The following is a 16,520-nucleotide window of genomic DNA, read 5'->3' on the forward strand; positions in this document are numbered from 1 at the left end:
TTGCAAACAGCCACAAAATAAACGATTAAAAACTACGTGGCATTGCCTGCGCCCTTCCGCCTCCCCTTTTTCTCCTTTCCCGGCCCCCCGATGCGCCCCGCGTTTCTGCTGCTTCTGGTGCTGCTTGGGCTGGGTGCTACGCCTGCGGCCTGGGCTCAGCGCCGCCCCGCCAAAGCCCCCGTGCCCGCCGTGGTGCCCCGCCTGAACGTGGATGGCCGCCCCACCACTAACCGCCTGCCGCCCGACACGACCCGCGCCAGCCGCGTGGCCCGCACGCTGTCCGCCATCGATACCACCCGCCGCACCGGCGACTCGCTGCGCATAGCGGCCGGGGCCCAGGGCGACATCAAGACCACCGTGAAATACACGGCCAAGGACTCGATTCGGTTCGAGATTCAGAACAAGCAGGCCATCTTGTATGATAAGGCCACGGTGGACTACGGCGAAATGGCCCTGAAGGCTGCCCGCATCACCGTGGACTACCAGAACAACCTGCTCACGGCTGAAGGAGCCCAGGACACCACCGGCAAAGTGCAGGGCAAGCCCGTGTTCAAGGACGGGGCCAGCGTGTATGCTGCCGGCCGCATCCGCTACAATTTCAAGACCAAGAAGGGCCGCATCACGGATGCCGTGACTTCGGAAGGCGAAGGCTTCGTGCATGCCGAAACCATCAAGAAAAACGACCTGAACGAGATTTTCGGCCGCAACGGGCGCTACACCACCTGCAACCTGGAGCATCCACACTTTTTCATCAATGCCACCAAGATGAAGGTGATACCGAAGGAAAAGGTGGTCACCGGGCCGTTCAACCTCGTTATCGGCGACATCCCCACGCCGCTGGGCTTTCTGTTCGGGTATTTTCCGATGCCCAGCAAAAGCCGCGCTTCGGGGCTTATCATTCCCACCTTCGGCCAGACCAATGACCGGGGCTTTGCGCTGCGCAACGGCGGCTACTACTGGGTGCCCAATGAGTATATCGGCGTGCGCGTCACCGGCGACATCTACTCGGGCCGGGCGGCGCAGTTTGGCGGCTTCGGCGCCACGGCCGAGATGCAGTATCTGAAGCGCTACACCTACGATGGCCGGGTGAACTTCGCCTACAGCCAGCGCCCCGCCGACCAGATTGTGCGCTCCACTTCCGTGAATACGGATGAGCCGATCCGCCGACCCCGCACGCCCCAGACGTTCTGGCTGACGTGGAGCCACTCGCCCACGCCGCGCCCCGGCGGCGGGCGCTTCTCGGCCAACGTGCAGGCCGGCAGTTCCGACTACAACCAGCAGAACTCCTACGACACCCGGCGCTTTCTGACTCCCTCCTTCAGCTCCACTATCAGCTACCAGAAGCAGGTGCGCAACTCGCCCATCAACTATGCCCTGAACCTGAGCCAGAGCCAGAACACCGGCACCGGAGCTATGGATTTCACCCTGCCCGACGTGACGGTGGGCGTGGCGCGGCAGTACCCGTATGAGCTGCTGGGCATCACGCCGCGCGGCCGGTTCTACGAGCAGTTTTCGGTGGCTTACACCTTCACGGGTCAAAATAAGCTGAGCAACTACCAGCAGCCGCGGGCCCTGGAAAGCGGCATTCCGCTGCTGGGCGGCAGTACCCAGGGCAGCCGGTTGCCCGTGAATCTGAAGAACATCGGGCCGTTTTTGCGCAATGCCCAGACCGGCGTTCAGCACGCCTTTCAGCTCTCGCTGGGCAGCTACACGGTGCTCAAGCACCTGAGCCTGCAGCCCTCGGTGAACTACGGCGAAACCTGGTACGGCAAGCGGCTGGACTACGAGTTCATTGAGGCCGCCCGCGCCGTGCGCATCGATACGGTGCGGGGCTTCAACCGCGTGTATACCTACTCGGCGGGCCTGAACCTGGGCACCAACGTGTATGGCACGCTGCCGATTAAGGGCAAATCCATTGAGGCTATTCGGCACAAGCTGACGCCGAGCGTGAGCTACCAGTACTCGCCGGATTTTTCGCGCAGCCGGAAATACTATGCCCTGAACCCGAACCTGGGCCAGCTGGCCAACAGCTCGGGGCAGCGCTACAACCAGCCCAATCCGCAGTACCCCGGCGACGATACCCGGCTGCTGAACCCGATCAGCTTTTCGCGCTACCAGGGCTTTTTGTACGGCACCCCCAACGGCCGGCAGGTGAGCCAGGTGAGCTTTAACGTGCAGAACTCGGTGGAAATGAAGGTGCGCGACACCAAGGACACCACCGGCACCACGCCTTTCAAGAAAGTGAGCCTGATTGATGGCCTCGATTTTGGCACCGGCTACAACTTCGCGGCCGACTCTCTGCGCCTGTCGCCGCTGTCGGGCACGTTCCGCACCCAAATTGCCCGCAAGCTGAATTTGCTGCTCAACGCCAACTTCGAGTTCTATCAGCGCGACTCCACCGGGCGCATTCTGAACAAGTATTTATTTGAGCAGTCGAAGCGGCGGCTGGTGCGGCTTTCCACCGCCAACCTGACGCTGAGCTACCAGTTCAATCCGGCCCAGGGCCAGCGCAAAGCGGCCATTCCGCGCTCCGTAGCGCCCACCAACGACCCCACGCTGGGCGCGCCGCAGCAGATAAACCCGTATGAGGACTACGTGGACTTTGAGTTGCCCTGGGAGCTAAGCACCAACTTCACGGCCAACTACGCCGACCCAGGTCCGCTGCCCAGCCGCGCCGGCCGCCTCCGCCCATCTTCTCTCAACTCGGCCTCGCTCAACCTGAGCGGCTCGGTGAAGCTCACCGACAACCTGCGCGTGGGCTACAGCAGCGGCTACGACTTTAAAAACAAGGAAGTATCCTTCACCTCGCTCGATATTTTCCGCGACCTGCACTGCTGGCAGATTACGGGCAACTGGCGGCCCTTCGGCACCACGCGCGGCTACTTCGTGACCATTGCGGCCAAGTCGTCGCTGCTGCAGGATCTGAAGCTGAACCGCAACCGCAGCTTCCTAAACCGCTAGCGGGCGGCGGATACCTGGCCCGGTAGCCGGCCAGCAGGCTTTGGCCCACGGCCCCAAACCAGGCTCCCGGCAGCGGCTCCGGCCACGATTTGCCGGAATTTTGGCACTTTTGGCCCCGGCTTTCCGCCGCCTTCCTTCCTTTTACTCCAAAGTCCCCCAGAATGTCGCAGCATAAAGAAGTGAAACTCGTGACCACGCACCAGCTGCTGGCCATGAAGCAGCGCGGCGAAAAGATATCCATGCTCACGGCCTACGACTTTTCGATGGCTACCATTCTCGACGGCGCGGGCATCGACGTGTTGCTCGTCGGCGACTCGGCCTCCAACGTAATGGCCGGCCACGAAACCACCTTGCCCATCACCCTGGATCAGATGATTTACCACGCTCAGAGCGTGGTGCGGGCCGTGAAGCGGGCTTTCGTGGTGGTCGATATGCCGTTTGGCTCGTATCAGGGCAACTCGTCGGAGGCGCTGCGCTCGGCCATCCGCATCATGAAAGAGTCGGGCGGGCACGGTATTAAGGTAGAGGGCGGGGCCGAAATCCGCGAGTCCATCACGCGCATTCTCACGGCCGGCATCCCCGTAATGGGCCATTTGGGCCTCACGCCCCAGAGCATCTACAAATTCGGCACCTACACCGTGCGGGCCAAAGAAGAAGCCGAAGCCCAAAAGCTGATCGAAGACGCACTACTGCTGCAGGAGCTGGGCTGCTTTGCCATCGTACTCGAAAAAATCCCGTCGGCGCTGGCCAAGCAGGTAGCCGAGCAGCTCACGATTCCCGTTATCGGCATCGGGGCCGGGCCGGATGTGGATGGGCAGGTGCTGGTGGTGCACGATATGCTGGGCATCACCAAAGAGTTTAAGCCGCGCTTCCTGCGCCGCTACGCCGAACTGGCCGACCTGATGAGCGACGCCGTGACGCGCTACGTGAAAGACGTAAAAGACCACAACTTCCCCACCCAGGACGAAGCGTATTAAATCAATTAGAAATGAAGAATTAAAAATTAAAATTTATTTCGTTTTGCTCCCGATTCGTTTTCCCGAAAGGGGCAAGACCCAATTCATAATTTTTAATTTTTAATTTTTAATTCCCTTCAAGTGAATCGTCCGAATATCTGGTCGGAGCAGGAAGAAATCCTGTTTGAAGACAACCACCTGCTCATTCTCAACAAGCCCGCCGGCATCCTGGTGCAGGGCGACAACACCGGCGACGAACCGCTTTCCGTGAAGGCCGCCGAGTATCTGCGCTTCAAATACAAAAAGCCCGGCGCGGCCTTCGTGGGCGTAGTTCACCGCCTCGACCGACCCGTGAGCGGCGTGGTGGCGATGGCCAAAACCAGCAAAGCCCTGAGCCGCCTCAACGAGATGTTCCGCGACAACAAGGTGACCAAAACCTACTGGGCGCTGGTGGGCAAGTGTCCCGAGCCCGTCAGCGGCCACCTCACCCACTGGCTGGTGAAAGACCCCATTCGGAACACCACCAAGGCCTACACGGAGCGCCACGGCCAGGGCCTCAAAGCCGACCTCGACTACCAAGTGCTGGGCGCGGCCGGCAACCGCTTTCTGATTCAGGTGAACCCCATCACGGGCCGCCCGCACCAGATTCGGGTGCAGCTGGCCACCGGCCTGGGCACGCCCATCGTCGGCGACGTGAAGTACGGCTTCCTCTCACCCCTGCCCGACGTGAGCATCGCCCTGCACGCCCGCCAGTTGGAATTCGAGCACCCCGTCACCAAAGAAGCCATGTGCTTCCGCGCCCCCGTGCCCGATATGCCGCACTGGGAAGCGGCTAAGGCGTTTTATACCGTGTAGCGGCCCTCTGTCATCCTGAGCCTGCGAAGGACCTTCCTCTTCGACTACTGGGAAACGCTTTTCAACGCCCAAAGCCCTTTACCGCTACAACGGTAAAGGGCTTTGCTCATTTTAAAATGCTTGTCGCTTAACGGAGGAAGGTCCTTCGCTGGGCACAGGATGACAGACCGATAAAAAAAGCAGCCTGAATAAGATTTTGTCTTTTCGGCGCATTTATTGAACACGGGCGGTTCCGCCTGTAGTTTTGCAGGTGCAACAGGAACTTATACCCTGGCGTTGCTCTTCTGCGAGCCACGCTTCCCGCTTGCCTTTCTGCGTTTCCAACTTTCAACCGGCCCATGCCAGTCCTCATTTTCTTCGTCGCGCACTACTACCTGTCGCTGTTTACCCAGACGTTCTACCTGCACCGCTACGCGGCGCACAAGATGTTCACGATGAACAAGTTCTGGGAGAAGTTCTTCTTCCTGTTCACCTACGTCTGCCAGGGCTCCTCGTTCCTGTCGCCGCGGGCGTATGCGCTGCTGCACCGCATGCACCACGCCTACTCCGACACGGAGATGGACCCGCACTCGCCGCTATTCTCGTCGAATGCCTTCAGCATGATGTGGAAGACCAAGAACATCTACAACGACGTGCTAAACCGCAACTATGCCGCCGCCGAGCGGTTTGAGGGCGACTATCCGGAGTGGGTTTCGTTGGAGAGGTTCAGCGCCACCGCCGTTTCGCGCATTGGCTGGGGTGCGCTGTATGTGCTGTTCTACGTGCAGTTTGCCACCGCCTGGTGGATGTATCTGCTGCTGCCCATTCACTTCCTGATGGGCCCGATCCACGGTGCTATCGTGAATTGGGGCGGCCACAAGTACGGCTACCAGAACTTCGACAACCACGACCACAGCAAGAACACGCTGGCCCTGGACTTTCTGGCCTTCGGCGAGCTGTTTCAGAACAACCACCACAAGCTGCCCATGCGCGTCAACTTCGGCGTGAAGTGGTGGGAATTCGACCCGACCTACTCCGTTATCTGGATGCTGGATAAAGCCCACATCATCAAGATCAAGCGCAAGGTAACGGCCCAGAAGCTGCGCGTGGCGGCGTAGCTGTCATTGCGAGCAAAGCGAAGCAATGACAGCTACGCCTTGATTAACCCAGAAAGCCCTGACGTATGCCTTGCGTCAGGGCTTTCTGCTGAAAAAGAGTTGCGTACACTTCAGAGGACGGATTGCTTCGTCCTTCGTCCTCGCAAGGACAGATACCGTCAATTCTTCATTTTTAATTCTTAATTGTTAATTCCCCTACCTACCTTTGCACCTCATTTTCAACCAGACGCACGAGCTGCGTCGCTTAACCAACCCGGTTTATGGCAGTTAAAATCCGCCTCGCCCGTCGTGGCCGTAAAAAGGCCGCTCAATTCGACATCGTAGTAGCTGATGCCCGCGCCCCCCGCGACGGTCGTTTCATCGAGAAAATCGGCACCTACGACCCGAACACCAACCCTGCTTCGATCAACTTTGATGGCGAAAAAGCCTTCGATTGGATCATGAAGGGTGCCCAGCCAACCGATACGGTTCGCGCCATGCTTTCGTATCGCGGCGTATTGTACCGGAAGCATTTGCAGCTGGGTGTTATCAAAGGGGCTATTTCGCAGGACGTAGCCGATGAGCGCTTCACTGCCTGGAAAGAGCAGAAGGACGCTAAAATCGAAACCAAACGCACCTCGCTGGGCTCGGCCAAAGACGAAGCTCGTAAGAGCGCGCTGGCGGCTGAAACCAAAGTGAAAGAAGCTCGCGCTGAAGCCATCCGCAAGAAGAACACGCCGGCTCCGGTAGAAGCTCCTGCGGCTGCCGAAGGCGAGACGACCGAAGCTGAGGCTACGACCGAAACGACTGAGGAAGCCGGCGCCTAAGCTTTTCGAAGCGTCAGGTTCGACTTTAAAAGCTGGGAAGTCAGAAAGAGAATGAGCGGCGTACCCACGCCCGACTTCCGCTTTCTGGCTTCCCACTTTTTTTTACGCTTTCATCCCCTTCGCAATGAACATCGACGACTGCTACCAGCTGGGCTCCATTGGCAAAACGCACGGCCTGAAGGGCTTCGTAACGGCCTTCATGGACGTAGACGACCTCGACGATTACCGCACGCTCAAGGCCGTGTACCTGGAAATGCCCACCGCGCCCGGCAAGCTGACCGAGTACGCCGTGGAGAAATTTCAGCCCCACGCCGACAACCGCGCCCTGCTCAAGCTCAAGGGCTTCGACACCATTGAGGCCGCCGAGCCCCTGCGCAACGCCAAACTATACCGCCCCCTGGCCGAGCTGCCCGCCCTGGACGAAGACCAATTCTACTTCCATGACGTGATTGGCTACACCGTAGTGGATGAAAAGCTGGGCGAGCTGGGCACGGTGGAAACCTTCTACGAAATGCCCCAACAGGACCTGATGGGTATGCGCTACCAGGGTCAGGAAATTCTGATTCCGGTGGTGGACGAGCTGGTTTCGCACGCTGACAAAGAGGGCAAAAAGGTATTCGTAAATCTGCCCGAAGGCCTGCTCGACGTGTACCTCACGCCCGCCTCCCGCGACAAGGACGAGCCCGACGAATTTGACGGTCCGGAGCTGGACGACGCCGAGCCGGCCGACCAAAAATAAGCGGCCATGCGCGTCGACATCGTCACTTGCCAGCCCGATCTGCTGGTCAGCCCCTTTGCTTTCTCCATCGTTAAAAGGGCCCAGGAGAAAGGGCTGGCCGAAATTCATGTGCACGATCTGCGCCGGTTTGCCATCAACAAGCACGGCCAGATCGACGACTACGTGTTTGGCGGTGGGGCCGGCATGGTGTTGCGCGTGGAGCCCATTGCGGCCTGTCTGGACGCGCTGCTGGCCGAGCGCGCCTACGATGCCGTCATTTATATGACGCCCGACGGCGAGACGCTGCGCCAGCCGCTCGTGAACCGCTGGTCGCTGGCCCAAAACCTGCTCATTCTCTGCGGGCACTACAAGGGCATCGATGAGCGTATCCGCCGGGCCTACATCACCCACGAAATCAGCGTGGGCGACTACGTACTGAGCGGCGGCGAGCTGGGCGCGGCCATCCTTACCGATGCCATCGTGCGGCTGCTGCCGGGCGTGCTCGGCAACGAGGAATCAGCCCTCAGCGACTCGTTTCAGGACAATCTGCTGGCCCCGCCGGTCTACACGCGGCCGGCCGAGTGGCGCGGCGAGAAAGTGCCCGACATTTTGCTTTCCGGCAACACGCCCCAGATCGAAGTATGGCGGCACGAGCAGGCGCTGGAGCGCACCCGCCAGCGCCGCCCCGATCTGCTCGAATAGAAGGTGAAGTAATGTGATGGAATGCGGGGAAATGTGAAAATGTACTGAGTGTGAGCTGATGCACCGGCTGGGTTACTTAGGTTGCCGGGGAAATAAAAGGGCTTCTCGGGCTCATTTCCCACATTTCCCACATTTCCATATTCCCGCACATTCAACTCAGTTGTAATCATCAAAACAGAGCGCTATATTTGCGCCTCTTTAAGTGAAACCCACGGGCGGCGGCGCCGTCCTCTTTCTAGTTTTTTCAGTCATGAGCGTACTACTCGATTTTATCCAGCAGGAGTCCCAGGAGCGCCGCGCCAGCTTCCCTGCTTTCGCCGCCGGCGACACCGTTAACGTCCACGTGAAAATCCGCGAGGGCAACAAGGAGCGCATTCAGCAGTTCCAGGGTGTTGTTATTCAGCGCAAGAACCCCAACTCCAACGGTGAGACCTTCACCGTGCGCAAGATTTCCAACCAGATCGGCACCGAGCGGATTTTCCCGCTGCTGTCGCCCAACATCGAGAAAGTCGAGCTGGTGCGCCGCGGTAAAGTACGCCGTGCCCGTTTGTTCTACCTGCGTGGCCTGTCGGGCAAAGCAGCCAAAATCAAAGAGCGTCGCGGTTAGGCCTCTTCCTTCGGGAAAACAACCAGCAAAAAAGCCGGCTCCTGTTCAGGAGCCGGCTTTTTCGTGCTTAATGCTTTGTAAAAAGCGGTAACCTTAGCTATTCTGCAGATCCTGCTCAGCGGTGTTGGCAGTGCCGGGATGCTGCACTTGCTTGGCGGCGGCCAGCAGGGCTTCGCCGAGCTTTTCAACGCGGGGCTGGGTATTGCCCTCTGCGAATACGGCGGCCTTGAGGGTATTTTCGCCCAGGCGGGTAAGCAGGCGGCCGATGACATCCTTATCGTAGGTGCCGGAGCCGAAATGAGCCTTCAGGTCCTGCATATCCACGATGAGCTGATGCAGCTCCGGGTTATCGGCGGCCTTCAGATCCTGAATCCAGCGCTGAAAGGTGTTGTCGAGGCCGGCGCGGGTTGCTTCTTCCAGCAGGTTGCCGGTCAGCAAAGTAGTGGCGGCATCGAGGTGAACCTGGTTTTGAACTTCAGTCTTTTCCATAGTAGCAGGAGTTTTGGCGGTTTGGTAAAATGCCTTTGGCTGCTTAGCCTAACGGACCCCGCGGGGTAGGGTTATCGGCGACGCAGCTTTTCCGGGCCGAAAACGTACTTTCGCAACGCTTTTGTTTTATCTCGCTTTGCTACATGAAAAAATTCTTTGCCGGCCTGATGCTGGCCGCCTTGCCCTTGCTCACTCAGGCTCAGGGCAATGCCACTGCCCGCACGGCCTACTGGCAACAGGAAGCCAACTATTCCATTGATGTAACCCTCGACGACAAGCAGCACCTGCTCACCGGCACCGAGGAGATTCAATACACCAACAACTCGCCCGACCAGCTCACCTTCCTCTGGTTTCACCTCTGGCCCAACGCCTACAAGGACAACTCGACGGCTTTTGCCCAGCAGCAGCTACGCAATGGCAGCCGCAAGTTCCAGTTTGCCAAAGCCAGCCAGCGCGGCTCCATCGACCAGCTCGATTTCAAGGTAAACGGCCAGCCGGCTCAGCTCACCTACGACCCCAAGAACCCCGATATGGCCCGGCTGATTCTGCCGCAGCCGCTGGCTCCGGGGGCCAAAGCCACCATCACCACGCCGTTTCGAGTGAAGATTCCGGACTCGTTTTCGCGCTTCGGGCATGTCGGGCAGTCGTACCAGATTTCGCAGTGGTATCCCAAGCCGGCGGTGTACGACCGCAAGGGCTGGCACCAGATGCCGTACCTGGACCAGGGCGAGTTCTACTCCGAGTTTGGCTCCTTCGATGTGCGCATCACGCTGCCCGCCAACTACACTGTGGGCGCCACGGGCGTGCTGCAGAACCCCGATGAGCAGCAGCGCTTGGACCAGTTGGCCGCCGCTACGGCCCTGAAGAAAACCGCCGCCGACTTCGGCACTGACCTCTCTTTCCCGGCTTCGGCACCCGAAACCAAAACCCTGCGCTACCAGCAGGACCGCGTGCACGACTTCGCCTGGTTCGCTGATAAGCGCTTCAACGTACTCAAAAGCGGTGTTACGCTGCCTTCGGGCCGCGCCGTCACGTCGTGGGTGATGTTTACCAACACCGATGCGCTGAAGTGGGTGAAGGGCCTGCAGGAGTTGAACGAAGCGCTGACCTACTACTCGCAGTGGGTGGGCGAATACCCCTACTCGGCCGCCACGGCCGTGGACGGCGCGCTGAGCGCCGGCTCGGGCATGGAATACCCGATGGTGACCGTCACGATGCCGTCGGCCATCATTCACGAGGTGGGCCACAACTGGTTTTATGGCATTCTGGGCTCCAATGAGCGCGACTTTCCGTGGATGGATGAGGGCGTAAACTCCTACGTCGAAAACCGCGTGCAGAGCCGCACCGACTCGCTGGCGGGCGACTTCAGCGGCGTGCTGAAATCAAAGCAGGTGGCGGCGCTGGTTGGCATTGATGGGCTGAATGCCGCGGCCCTGAACCAGCTGCCCTACCAGGCCGCCGCCAGCCGCGGCCTCGATCAGCCCGTGAGCGGCCTGGCTTCGGCGGCGTATGGCAAACTCAACTATGGCATCATTGTGTATGGCAAAACGGCGGCGCTGCTGCGCTACCTGGCCGGCTACCTGGGCCAGGAGGCCTTCGATAAGGCCATGCACACCTATTACGAGCGGTGGCAGTTCCGCCACCCCTACCCCGAGGATATGCAGGCCGTATTTGAGGAATCGACGGGCCAAAAGCTGGACTGGTTTTTCAAAGACATGCTGCAAGGCACCGCGCACTACGATGCCACGGTTTCGGATATGCAAGTGAGCGGCAGCCAGGTGAAAGTGCTGGTGCGCAACGACTCGCCGGCCCCGTTTGCCGTGCCCGTATCGACTGTGGATGCGCAGGGCCGGATTCTGGAAACGCAGTGGACGCCGGTTATCAATACTGAAGATGGCGAGGATGAAACCCAGCTCAACTTCCGCCGCGAGGGAGCCATGGCTGTGGTAGTAGATGCCGCCTACCTCACGCCCCAGCTAAACCGCCGCGACGACCGCCTGAAGATCGAGGGCCCGTTTCGCAGCTTCGAGAAGCTGCAGATAAAGCCCTTGGCCAGCATAGAGCGCTGGGACCGCAGCACGTTGAACTGGCTGCCGGTGCTGGGCGCCAACACCTCCGACAAGCTCATGCTGGGCGTGGCCTTCTACAACAGCCCGCTGGTGACCAAAAATCTGAACTACCTGCTGATGCCCATGTACAGCTTCAACCAGAAGGAGCTGAACGGCACGGCCACTGTGAACGTGAACGTGCTGCCCGGCGGCGTGGCCCGTCAAATTGTGACGGGCCTCACGGTGCAGCGCTTCGAGCGCTACCGCAAAGTGGAGCCCAGCATCACCTTCATGCTCCCCAAATCCGCCTTCGACCGGCCCCAGCACACGCTGAAGCTGGCCAACACGGCCATCAAAGACCAGGACCTGGATCAGACTTCCAGCATTCAGACGCTGGAATATGGCGTGAAAGCCGGCAACGCGCTCCAGACCTGGGGGGCCACTATAGAGTTGAACCAGCTGACCTCATCCATTGGTCAGGAAACCGACTCGCGTAATGCCGTGCTGCTGCGGGCTTCGGCCACCTACCAGCGCTACTACGCGCCCAAAAAGCGGTTTTCGGCTCGCTTGTTTGGGGGGCGTTTTCTGCAGAGCGAGGCCAGCGGCTTCGTGCTGGGCCTGAGCGGCAGCCCCGACTACCGCCGCCAGACGGCCTTCCTGGACCGCCAGCAGATTTCGCGGGCTCTCACCGCCCAGGTTCATCAGACCGACGATCAGGACGGCGCCTTCAAGGGCTTCATGCCGCTGCAGAACGGCCGGGGCGGCGTATTCAGCCAGCGCTGGCTGAGCACGCTCAACCTGCAGGCCGACCTGCCGGTAACCAGCCTGAGCGTGTTTGCCGATCTGGGCGCGACGGAGGAGTATTTTGCCCTCGCTAACGGCCGGCCCGAAGCCCGGCGCATCTTCTACGATGCCGGCCTGGTGGTGCCCGTGCTGCGCGACGTGCTGCAGTTCTATCTGCCCGTAGCCGGCACGCAGTACGAAAACGGCTTCCCCGGCAGCCGCAAGGCTTTCACCGACCAGATCCGCTTTGTGCTGAAGCTCAACCAGGTGAATCCGTTTCGTCTGCTGAACGAGCAGCTGGCGCAATAAATCCCGTTTCGTTATGCGCTTTGCCCGCGTGGCCTTTTTGCTCTGGACGGGGAGCCTGGGCGTAGTCGGCTGCCAGACCGACTACGCCCAACTACCCACTTTTTCGCGGGAGCGGAAGCTGCTGCAGGCCGTGGTGGAAATACCGGCCGGCACCAACCACGAGCAGGTATACGACCCGGAAACCAAGGACTTCCGCCGTATTCAGCGGGCGGGCCAGGATCGGCAGGTGGAGTTTCTGCCTTATCCCGGCAACTTCGGTTTCGTGCCCGGCACGCGCACGTCTGCGGCCCCAGGGTTTCCTCAGGGTCGGCCGCTGGGCGTGCTGATTCTCTCCGAAAGTCAGCCGGCCGGCACGGTGGTGGAGGTGCTGCCCGTAGGCCTGCTGCTGCTCGATGCGGCCGGGCTGCTGGAGCAAGTGGTGCTGGCCATCCCGGCCCGCCCCAGCCAGCAGATTCTGCCCGAAACCGCCACTTGGGCCGAGTTTACGCAACGCTATCCGGCAGCCAAGGAAATTCTGCGGCTGTGGTTTCAGCACCGCGGCGGCCCCGGCGAGGTGCGCATCGTGGGCTGGAAAGATGAGCGGTTTGCCCAGCAGCAGGTGCGCGCCGCCATGCGGTAGTGGTGGCACTAAGAATAAAACATAACGATAGAGAATTCGCACCAGATTTAACTACGACGACATGGCCTTCATACATAACGATAGAGAATTGGCTCCCTGTATCATATCTAAAGCACGGCATGCCTTAGGCCTTAAAGTGGATAAACCCAACAACAAGAAGAGATGCTCCGAATCATACTGGCAGGAAGCAGTTGAGGCAGTAGGGAACAGATTGGTTCTCGATAAGGAAACTGTGGCTGCTGCAGTGGCTAGCTATAGGAATTACATAGCTTGGTGATTTGTGTACGCCACTCGCAGCCAGTCATAAAAAAATCCCCGCCATTGCTGGCGGGGATTTTTTTATGACTGACTGCGAGTGGCAGGTCGTACTACTCAATCTTGTTCATGCGGTCCTTCACAGCTTCTAGGGCCACGCGCATGTTCACAATGTCGGCGCGGGCGGCTTCCTGCTCTTTCAGGTTCATGTCGATCAGGTTGTTGTATTGCAGCAGTTCGGCGGCGTTGGAGGCCAGCTGCTGCTGAATTTCCTGCTTCTTCAGCTTGTTCTTCTCGATGTCCTTCTTGATGGCATCGGCCTTCGAGATTACGGCCATGTGGTTGTTCTGCGACGAAACCAGCGCCTTTTCAGCTTCCGATACCTGAACGGCCAAGTCTTCGCGGTAGAGCATGCGAGCAAAATCCTTCAGGTATTTCTCCGACGATTTCCACTGCACCGGCGTGGCATCCTTGCTCAGGTAGGCATTGCCCAGGTCAATAGACCACCAAACGGTGGTGCCGGTTGGCGTAGCGTCCACTTTGCTGATGACGCGGATCGGGGTTTTGGAAATATCCTCGATAACTACACCATCCATGGTGTACACGCCTTTATCGGCTTTGAACTTGCTGCCGAACTTTTCGCTCAGCTGCTTTTGCCACGAGTCGTCCACCCGCTTGCTATCCAACTGAATCGTAACACGCTGGCCTTTGCGGGGAATGCCCTTGATGGCCATGTCCGTCTCGTCTACCGGCGATTTCTGGGCGTAGCCCGTCACCGTCATCACACACACCAACAGGAAGGAGAGAAGTACACCTGGTTTCATATTACAATGAAAAGGTTGAAAGGAAAGAGTTTACAAACGCTAATAGCCAGCCTCCCATGGGGCATCTGGCTCACCAAATTTAACCAGACTCCCTTGATGTTCGTACATAAGCGGATTGTTTTTTTTGAAGAAGTGGCATTTTATTGGATTTATTATACGATATATAGTTTTTCTTCAAAAAAGCCGACTATTGAGCCATTGAGTAGCTAATGAACAGCTAAAAACCGGGACATACGTACTAGAACGACTGCCTGCAAGGGCCAAACAAAACCTGATTCGCACGGTTCACTATCGACTATGCCCATCACCGTCTGCCGAAAAGAGCACTTTAATGCCGCCCACCGTTTGCACAATCCCGCGTGGAGTGATGAGCAAAACCAGCGGGTTTTTGGCAAGTGCAATAACCCTCACTATCACGGACATAACTATGAGTTGACGGTGCGTCTGACCGGCGACATCGACCCAGAAACCGGCTACGTGTATGACCTGAAGCGCCTGAGCGACCTAATGAAGCGCGAGATTCTGGATACCTTTGACCACCGGAACCTCAACCTCGACACCGTCGACTTCCGGGACCTGAACCCGACGGCCGAAAACATAGCTGTTGTTATCTGGAACCGGCTGCGGCCCCACCTTGAGCCGCATCTGGCCCTATCGGTCACGCTATATGAGACGGACCGTAACTTTGTAGAATACCATGGATAAATCCGCACCCGCGGTGGGCCCCGACGGCTCCGGCCTCCCCGATACCCACCTATCGGCCGACCTGCGGGCCCCGCTCCGCGCCGATGCCTTCGCGCTTACTGACGAGGCCAAAATAGCCGGTATCGCGGAGCACTTCCGCGAAATTATGCAGCTCTTGGGCCTCGACCTGACCGACGACAGCTTGCAGGGTACGCCGCGCCGAGTGGCTAAAATGTACGTGCACGAGTGGTTTAAGGGTCTCGACCCCAAGCACCGCCCCGATGTGAAGCTGTTTGAGAACCGCTACGCCTATAAGCAGATGCTGGTGGAGCGCGATATCACGGTTTTCTCGTGCTGCGAGCATCACTTCGTACCCATTATGGGCAAGGCGCACGTTGCTTACCTGCCCGGCGAGCATGTGGTGGGCCTGAGCAAGCTCAACCGCGTGGTGCAGTACTACGCCCGGCGCCCGCAGGTGCAGGAGCGCCTCACGCGCCAGATTGCCGAAGAGCTCAAGCAGACCCTGCATACCAACAACGTGGCCGTGCTCATTGAAGCCGACCACCTGTGCGTGATGAGCCGGGGCGTGAACGATGCCGGCAGCAGCACCATTACGGCCGAATATGGCGGTGCCTTCGAGCGGGACGAGGCCTTGCGCACCGAGTTTCTGCGCCTGATCGGGAAGTAAAAAATGTGGCTGTTTACGGAGTAGCTGTTAGCTTGCGCCCCGTTTCGCCCCGCCTTCTTCGCAACTCCTTTCTGCCCACCGCTAACGTCCCATGTCTCGAAAAGTACTTATTACTGGTGGCACCGGCCTGATTGGCACGCGGCTGGCCGAGATGCTTATTGATGCCGGCTACGAAGTGGCCATCCTGAGTCGCCACCCCAGCCAGAGCCGCTACCGCAGCTTCCGCTGGGACCCCGCCGCCGGCACCATCGACGAGACGGCTGTGCCCTACGCCGACTACATCATCAACCTGGCCGGCTCCAGCGTGTCGGATGGCAAGTGGACCCATGAGCGCAAGCGCGACATTCTGACCAGCCGCCTCCAGGGCACCAGCCTGATAGCCCGCGAGCTGGCCAAAGGCAACCAGCACGTGCGCACGTTTCTGTCGGCTTCGGCCATTGGCGTGTATGGCGATACCGGCGACCAGTTGGTGAACGAAAACACGCCGCCCGCCTCGGCCGACGACTTTCTGGTGGACGTGTCGCAGCAGTGGGAGAAGGCCGGGCAGCAGGTGCAGGCGCTTGGTATCCGCACGGTGCTGATGCGCATCGGCATTGTGCTGAGTACCGAAGGCGGGGCGCTGGTGCCGCTGGCCCGCACCGTGAAAATGATGGCCGGGGCCCCGCTGGGCTCGGGCAAGCAGTACATGTCCTGGATTCATCTTGACGACCTGTGCCGCCTGTTTATCCAGGCCTTGGAAGAGCCGCAGTGGCAGGGTACCTACAACGCCGTAGCGCCGAACCCGGTCACGAATCAGGAATTTACGGAGACGCTGGCCGAGGTGATGCACCGGCCGCTGGTGCTGCCCAAAGTGCCCGCTTTCGGTCTGAAGCTGATGATGGGCGAGATGAGCGAAATCGTGCTGGGCTCGCAGCGCGTGAGCGCCGAGAAAGTGCTGCGGCAGGGTTTCCGGTTTGAGTATCCGGTGCTGAAAGAGGCGCTGGAGTCGTTTTACGCCGAGAAAGAATAGCCTTTTCTGTCATTGCGAGGACGAAGGACGAAGCAATCCGTCCTCTGAAGTGTGAAAAGCCCTGACGTATCCACTACGTCAGGGCTTTCTGGTGAAAAGGAGCTTTCTAC

The 16,520-nt window shown here is 59.2% G+C and carries 15 protein-coding genes; 13 read left to right on the forward strand and 2 right to left on the reverse strand.

Features of this window, described 5'->3' with window-relative positions; all coding sequences use genetic code 11:
* Positions 1 to 90: 90 nt before the first annotated feature.
* The 8 genes from BUB62_RS03905 to rplS all read left to right on the forward strand — a co-directional run bounded on the left by BUB62_RS03905 (position 91) and on the right by rplS (position 8,702).
* A complete protein-coding gene (locus tag BUB62_RS03905; RefSeq protein WP_073106437.1) occupies positions 91 to 2,961 on the forward strand; it encodes a putative LPS assembly protein LptD in 2,871 nt (956 codons plus the stop codon).
* Positions 2,962 to 3,122: 161 nt separating this feature from the next.
* Positions 3,123 to 3,938, forward strand: a complete 816-nt coding sequence (gene panB / locus BUB62_RS03910) for a 3-methyl-2-oxobutanoate hydroxymethyltransferase (RefSeq protein ID WP_073106439.1) — start codon at positions 3,123 to 3,125, stop codon at positions 3,936 to 3,938.
* A gap of 120 nt (positions 3,939 to 4,058) precedes the next feature.
* Entirely contained in the window at positions 4,059 to 4,772 is a 714-nt protein-coding gene (locus BUB62_RS03915) for an RluA family pseudouridine synthase (RefSeq protein WP_073106441.1), read from the forward strand.
* A gap of 338 nt (positions 4,773 to 5,110) precedes the next feature.
* On the forward strand, positions 5,111 to 5,869 hold the full coding sequence (locus BUB62_RS03920; RefSeq protein ID WP_073106442.1) for an acyl-CoA desaturase: 759 nt from the start codon (positions 5,111 to 5,113) through the stop codon (positions 5,867 to 5,869).
* Between the two features lie 260 nt (positions 5,870 to 6,129).
* Positions 6,130 to 6,675: a 30S ribosomal protein S16 gene (locus tag BUB62_RS03925; protein ID WP_073106445.1), complete on the forward strand. Its 546-nt coding sequence runs from the start codon at positions 6,130 to 6,132 to the stop codon at positions 6,673 to 6,675.
* Positions 6,676 to 6,799: 124 nt separating this feature from the next.
* Positions 6,800 to 7,414, forward strand: coding sequence for a ribosome maturation factor RimM (gene rimM, locus BUB62_RS03930; RefSeq protein ID WP_073106447.1), 615 nt, complete (start codon positions 6,800 to 6,802; stop codon positions 7,412 to 7,414).
* Positions 7,415 to 7,420: 6 nt separating this feature from the next.
* Positions 7,421 to 8,095 carry a tRNA (guanosine(37)-N1)-methyltransferase TrmD gene (gene trmD / locus BUB62_RS03935; protein WP_073106450.1) on the forward strand — a complete coding sequence of 225 codons (675 nt, stop codon included), beginning with the start codon at positions 7,421 to 7,423 and terminating at the stop codon, positions 8,093 to 8,095.
* 250 nt (positions 8,096 to 8,345) lie between these two features.
* Positions 8,346 to 8,702, forward strand: a complete 357-nt coding sequence (gene rplS, locus BUB62_RS03940) for a 50S ribosomal protein L19 (RefSeq protein WP_073106453.1) — start codon at positions 8,346 to 8,348, stop codon at positions 8,700 to 8,702.
* A gap of 93 nt (positions 8,703 to 8,795) precedes the next feature.
* On the opposite strand, the gene BUB62_RS03945 is transcribed toward rplS, so the two are convergent.
* Positions 8,796 to 9,191 carry a hypothetical protein gene (locus BUB62_RS03945; protein ID WP_073106456.1) on the reverse strand — a complete coding sequence of 132 codons (396 nt, stop codon included), beginning with the start codon at positions 9,189 to 9,191 and terminating at the stop codon, positions 8,796 to 8,798.
* A gap of 143 nt (positions 9,192 to 9,334) precedes the next feature.
* Between BUB62_RS03945 and BUB62_RS03950 the strand changes: the two genes are divergently transcribed.
* Together BUB62_RS03950 and BUB62_RS03955 are read left to right on the forward strand one after the other, a co-directional pair.
* Positions 9,335 to 12,331, forward strand: a complete 2,997-nt coding sequence (locus tag BUB62_RS03950) for a M1 family metallopeptidase (protein WP_073106459.1) — start codon at positions 9,335 to 9,337, stop codon at positions 12,329 to 12,331.
* Positions 12,332 to 12,344: 13 nt separating this feature from the next.
* Complete coding sequence (locus BUB62_RS03955) at positions 12,345 to 12,950, forward strand: inorganic diphosphatase (protein WP_073106462.1); 606 nt, start codon at positions 12,345 to 12,347, stop codon at positions 12,948 to 12,950.
* A 368-nt stretch (positions 12,951 to 13,318) separates the two neighbouring features.
* Here BUB62_RS03955 and BUB62_RS03960 read toward each other — a convergent pair whose 3' ends face one another.
* Entirely contained in the window at positions 13,319 to 14,029 is a 711-nt protein-coding gene (locus BUB62_RS03960; RefSeq protein WP_143164017.1) for a hypothetical protein, read from the reverse strand.
* 297 nt (positions 14,030 to 14,326) lie between these two features.
* On the opposite strand from BUB62_RS03960, the gene BUB62_RS03965 reads away from it, so the two are divergent.
* The 3 genes from BUB62_RS03965 to BUB62_RS03975 all read left to right on the forward strand — a co-directional run bounded on the left by BUB62_RS03965 (position 14,327) and on the right by BUB62_RS03975 (position 16,410).
* Positions 14,327 to 14,734, forward strand: a complete 408-nt coding sequence (locus BUB62_RS03965; protein WP_073106468.1) for a 6-pyruvoyl trahydropterin synthase family protein — start codon at positions 14,327 to 14,329, stop codon at positions 14,732 to 14,734.
* Positions 14,727 to 15,401, forward strand: coding sequence for a GTP cyclohydrolase I FolE (folE, locus tag BUB62_RS03970; protein ID WP_073106471.1), 675 nt, complete (start codon positions 14,727 to 14,729; stop codon positions 15,399 to 15,401). The genes BUB62_RS03965 and folE overlap by 8 nt, the downstream gene beginning before the upstream one ends.
* A 91-nt stretch (positions 15,402 to 15,492) precedes the next feature.
* The gene (locus BUB62_RS03975) at positions 15,493 to 16,410 is read left to right on the forward strand and encodes a TIGR01777 family oxidoreductase (protein ID WP_073106474.1); all 918 of its coding nucleotides are present in this window, start codon (positions 15,493 to 15,495) and stop codon (positions 16,408 to 16,410) included.
* The last annotated feature ends 110 nt before the right edge of the window (positions 16,411 to 16,520 follow it).

It is taken from the genome of Hymenobacter daecheongensis DSM 21074 (genome assembly GCF_900141805.1).
GTDB lineage: Bacteria > Bacteroidota > Bacteroidia > Cytophagales > Hymenobacteraceae > Hymenobacter > Hymenobacter daecheongensis.

Coding starts and splice junctions, on each gene's coding strand:
- folE (WP_073106471.1), top strand. CDS start 14,727: ATGGATAAATCCGCACCCGCGGTGGGCCCCGACGGCTCCGGCCTCCCC.
- rimM (WP_073106447.1), top strand. CDS start 6,800: ATGAACATCGACGACTGCTACCAGCTGGGCTCCATTGGCAAAACGCAC.
- BUB62_RS03975 (WP_073106474.1), top strand. CDS start 15,493: ATGTCTCGAAAAGTACTTATTACTGGTGGCACCGGCCTGATTGGCACG.
- rplS (WP_073106453.1), top strand. CDS start 8,346: ATGAGCGTACTACTCGATTTTATCCAGCAGGAGTCCCAGGAGCGCCGC.
- BUB62_RS03965 (WP_073106468.1), top strand. CDS start 14,327: ATGCCCATCACCGTCTGCCGAAAAGAGCACTTTAATGCCGCCCACCGT.
- BUB62_RS03960 (WP_143164017.1), bottom strand. CDS start 14,029: ATGAAACCAGGTGTACTTCTCTCCTTCCTGTTGGTGTGTGTGATGACG.
- trmD (WP_073106450.1), top strand. CDS start 7,421: ATGCGCGTCGACATCGTCACTTGCCAGCCCGATCTGCTGGTCAGCCCC.
- BUB62_RS03955 (WP_073106462.1), top strand. CDS start 12,345: ATGCGCTTTGCCCGCGTGGCCTTTTTGCTCTGGACGGGGAGCCTGGGC.
- panB (WP_073106439.1), top strand. CDS start 3,123: ATGTCGCAGCATAAAGAAGTGAAACTCGTGACCACGCACCAGCTGCTG.
- BUB62_RS03950 (WP_073106459.1), top strand. CDS start 9,335: ATGAAAAAATTCTTTGCCGGCCTGATGCTGGCCGCCTTGCCCTTGCTC.
- BUB62_RS03920 (WP_073106442.1), top strand. CDS start 5,111: ATGCCAGTCCTCATTTTCTTCGTCGCGCACTACTACCTGTCGCTGTTT.
- BUB62_RS03925 (WP_073106445.1), top strand. CDS start 6,130: ATGGCAGTTAAAATCCGCCTCGCCCGTCGTGGCCGTAAAAAGGCCGCT.
- BUB62_RS03945 (WP_073106456.1), bottom strand. CDS start 9,191: ATGGAAAAGACTGAAGTTCAAAACCAGGTTCACCTCGATGCCGCCACT.
- BUB62_RS03905 (WP_073106437.1), top strand. CDS start 91: ATGCGCCCCGCGTTTCTGCTGCTTCTGGTGCTGCTTGGGCTGGGTGCT.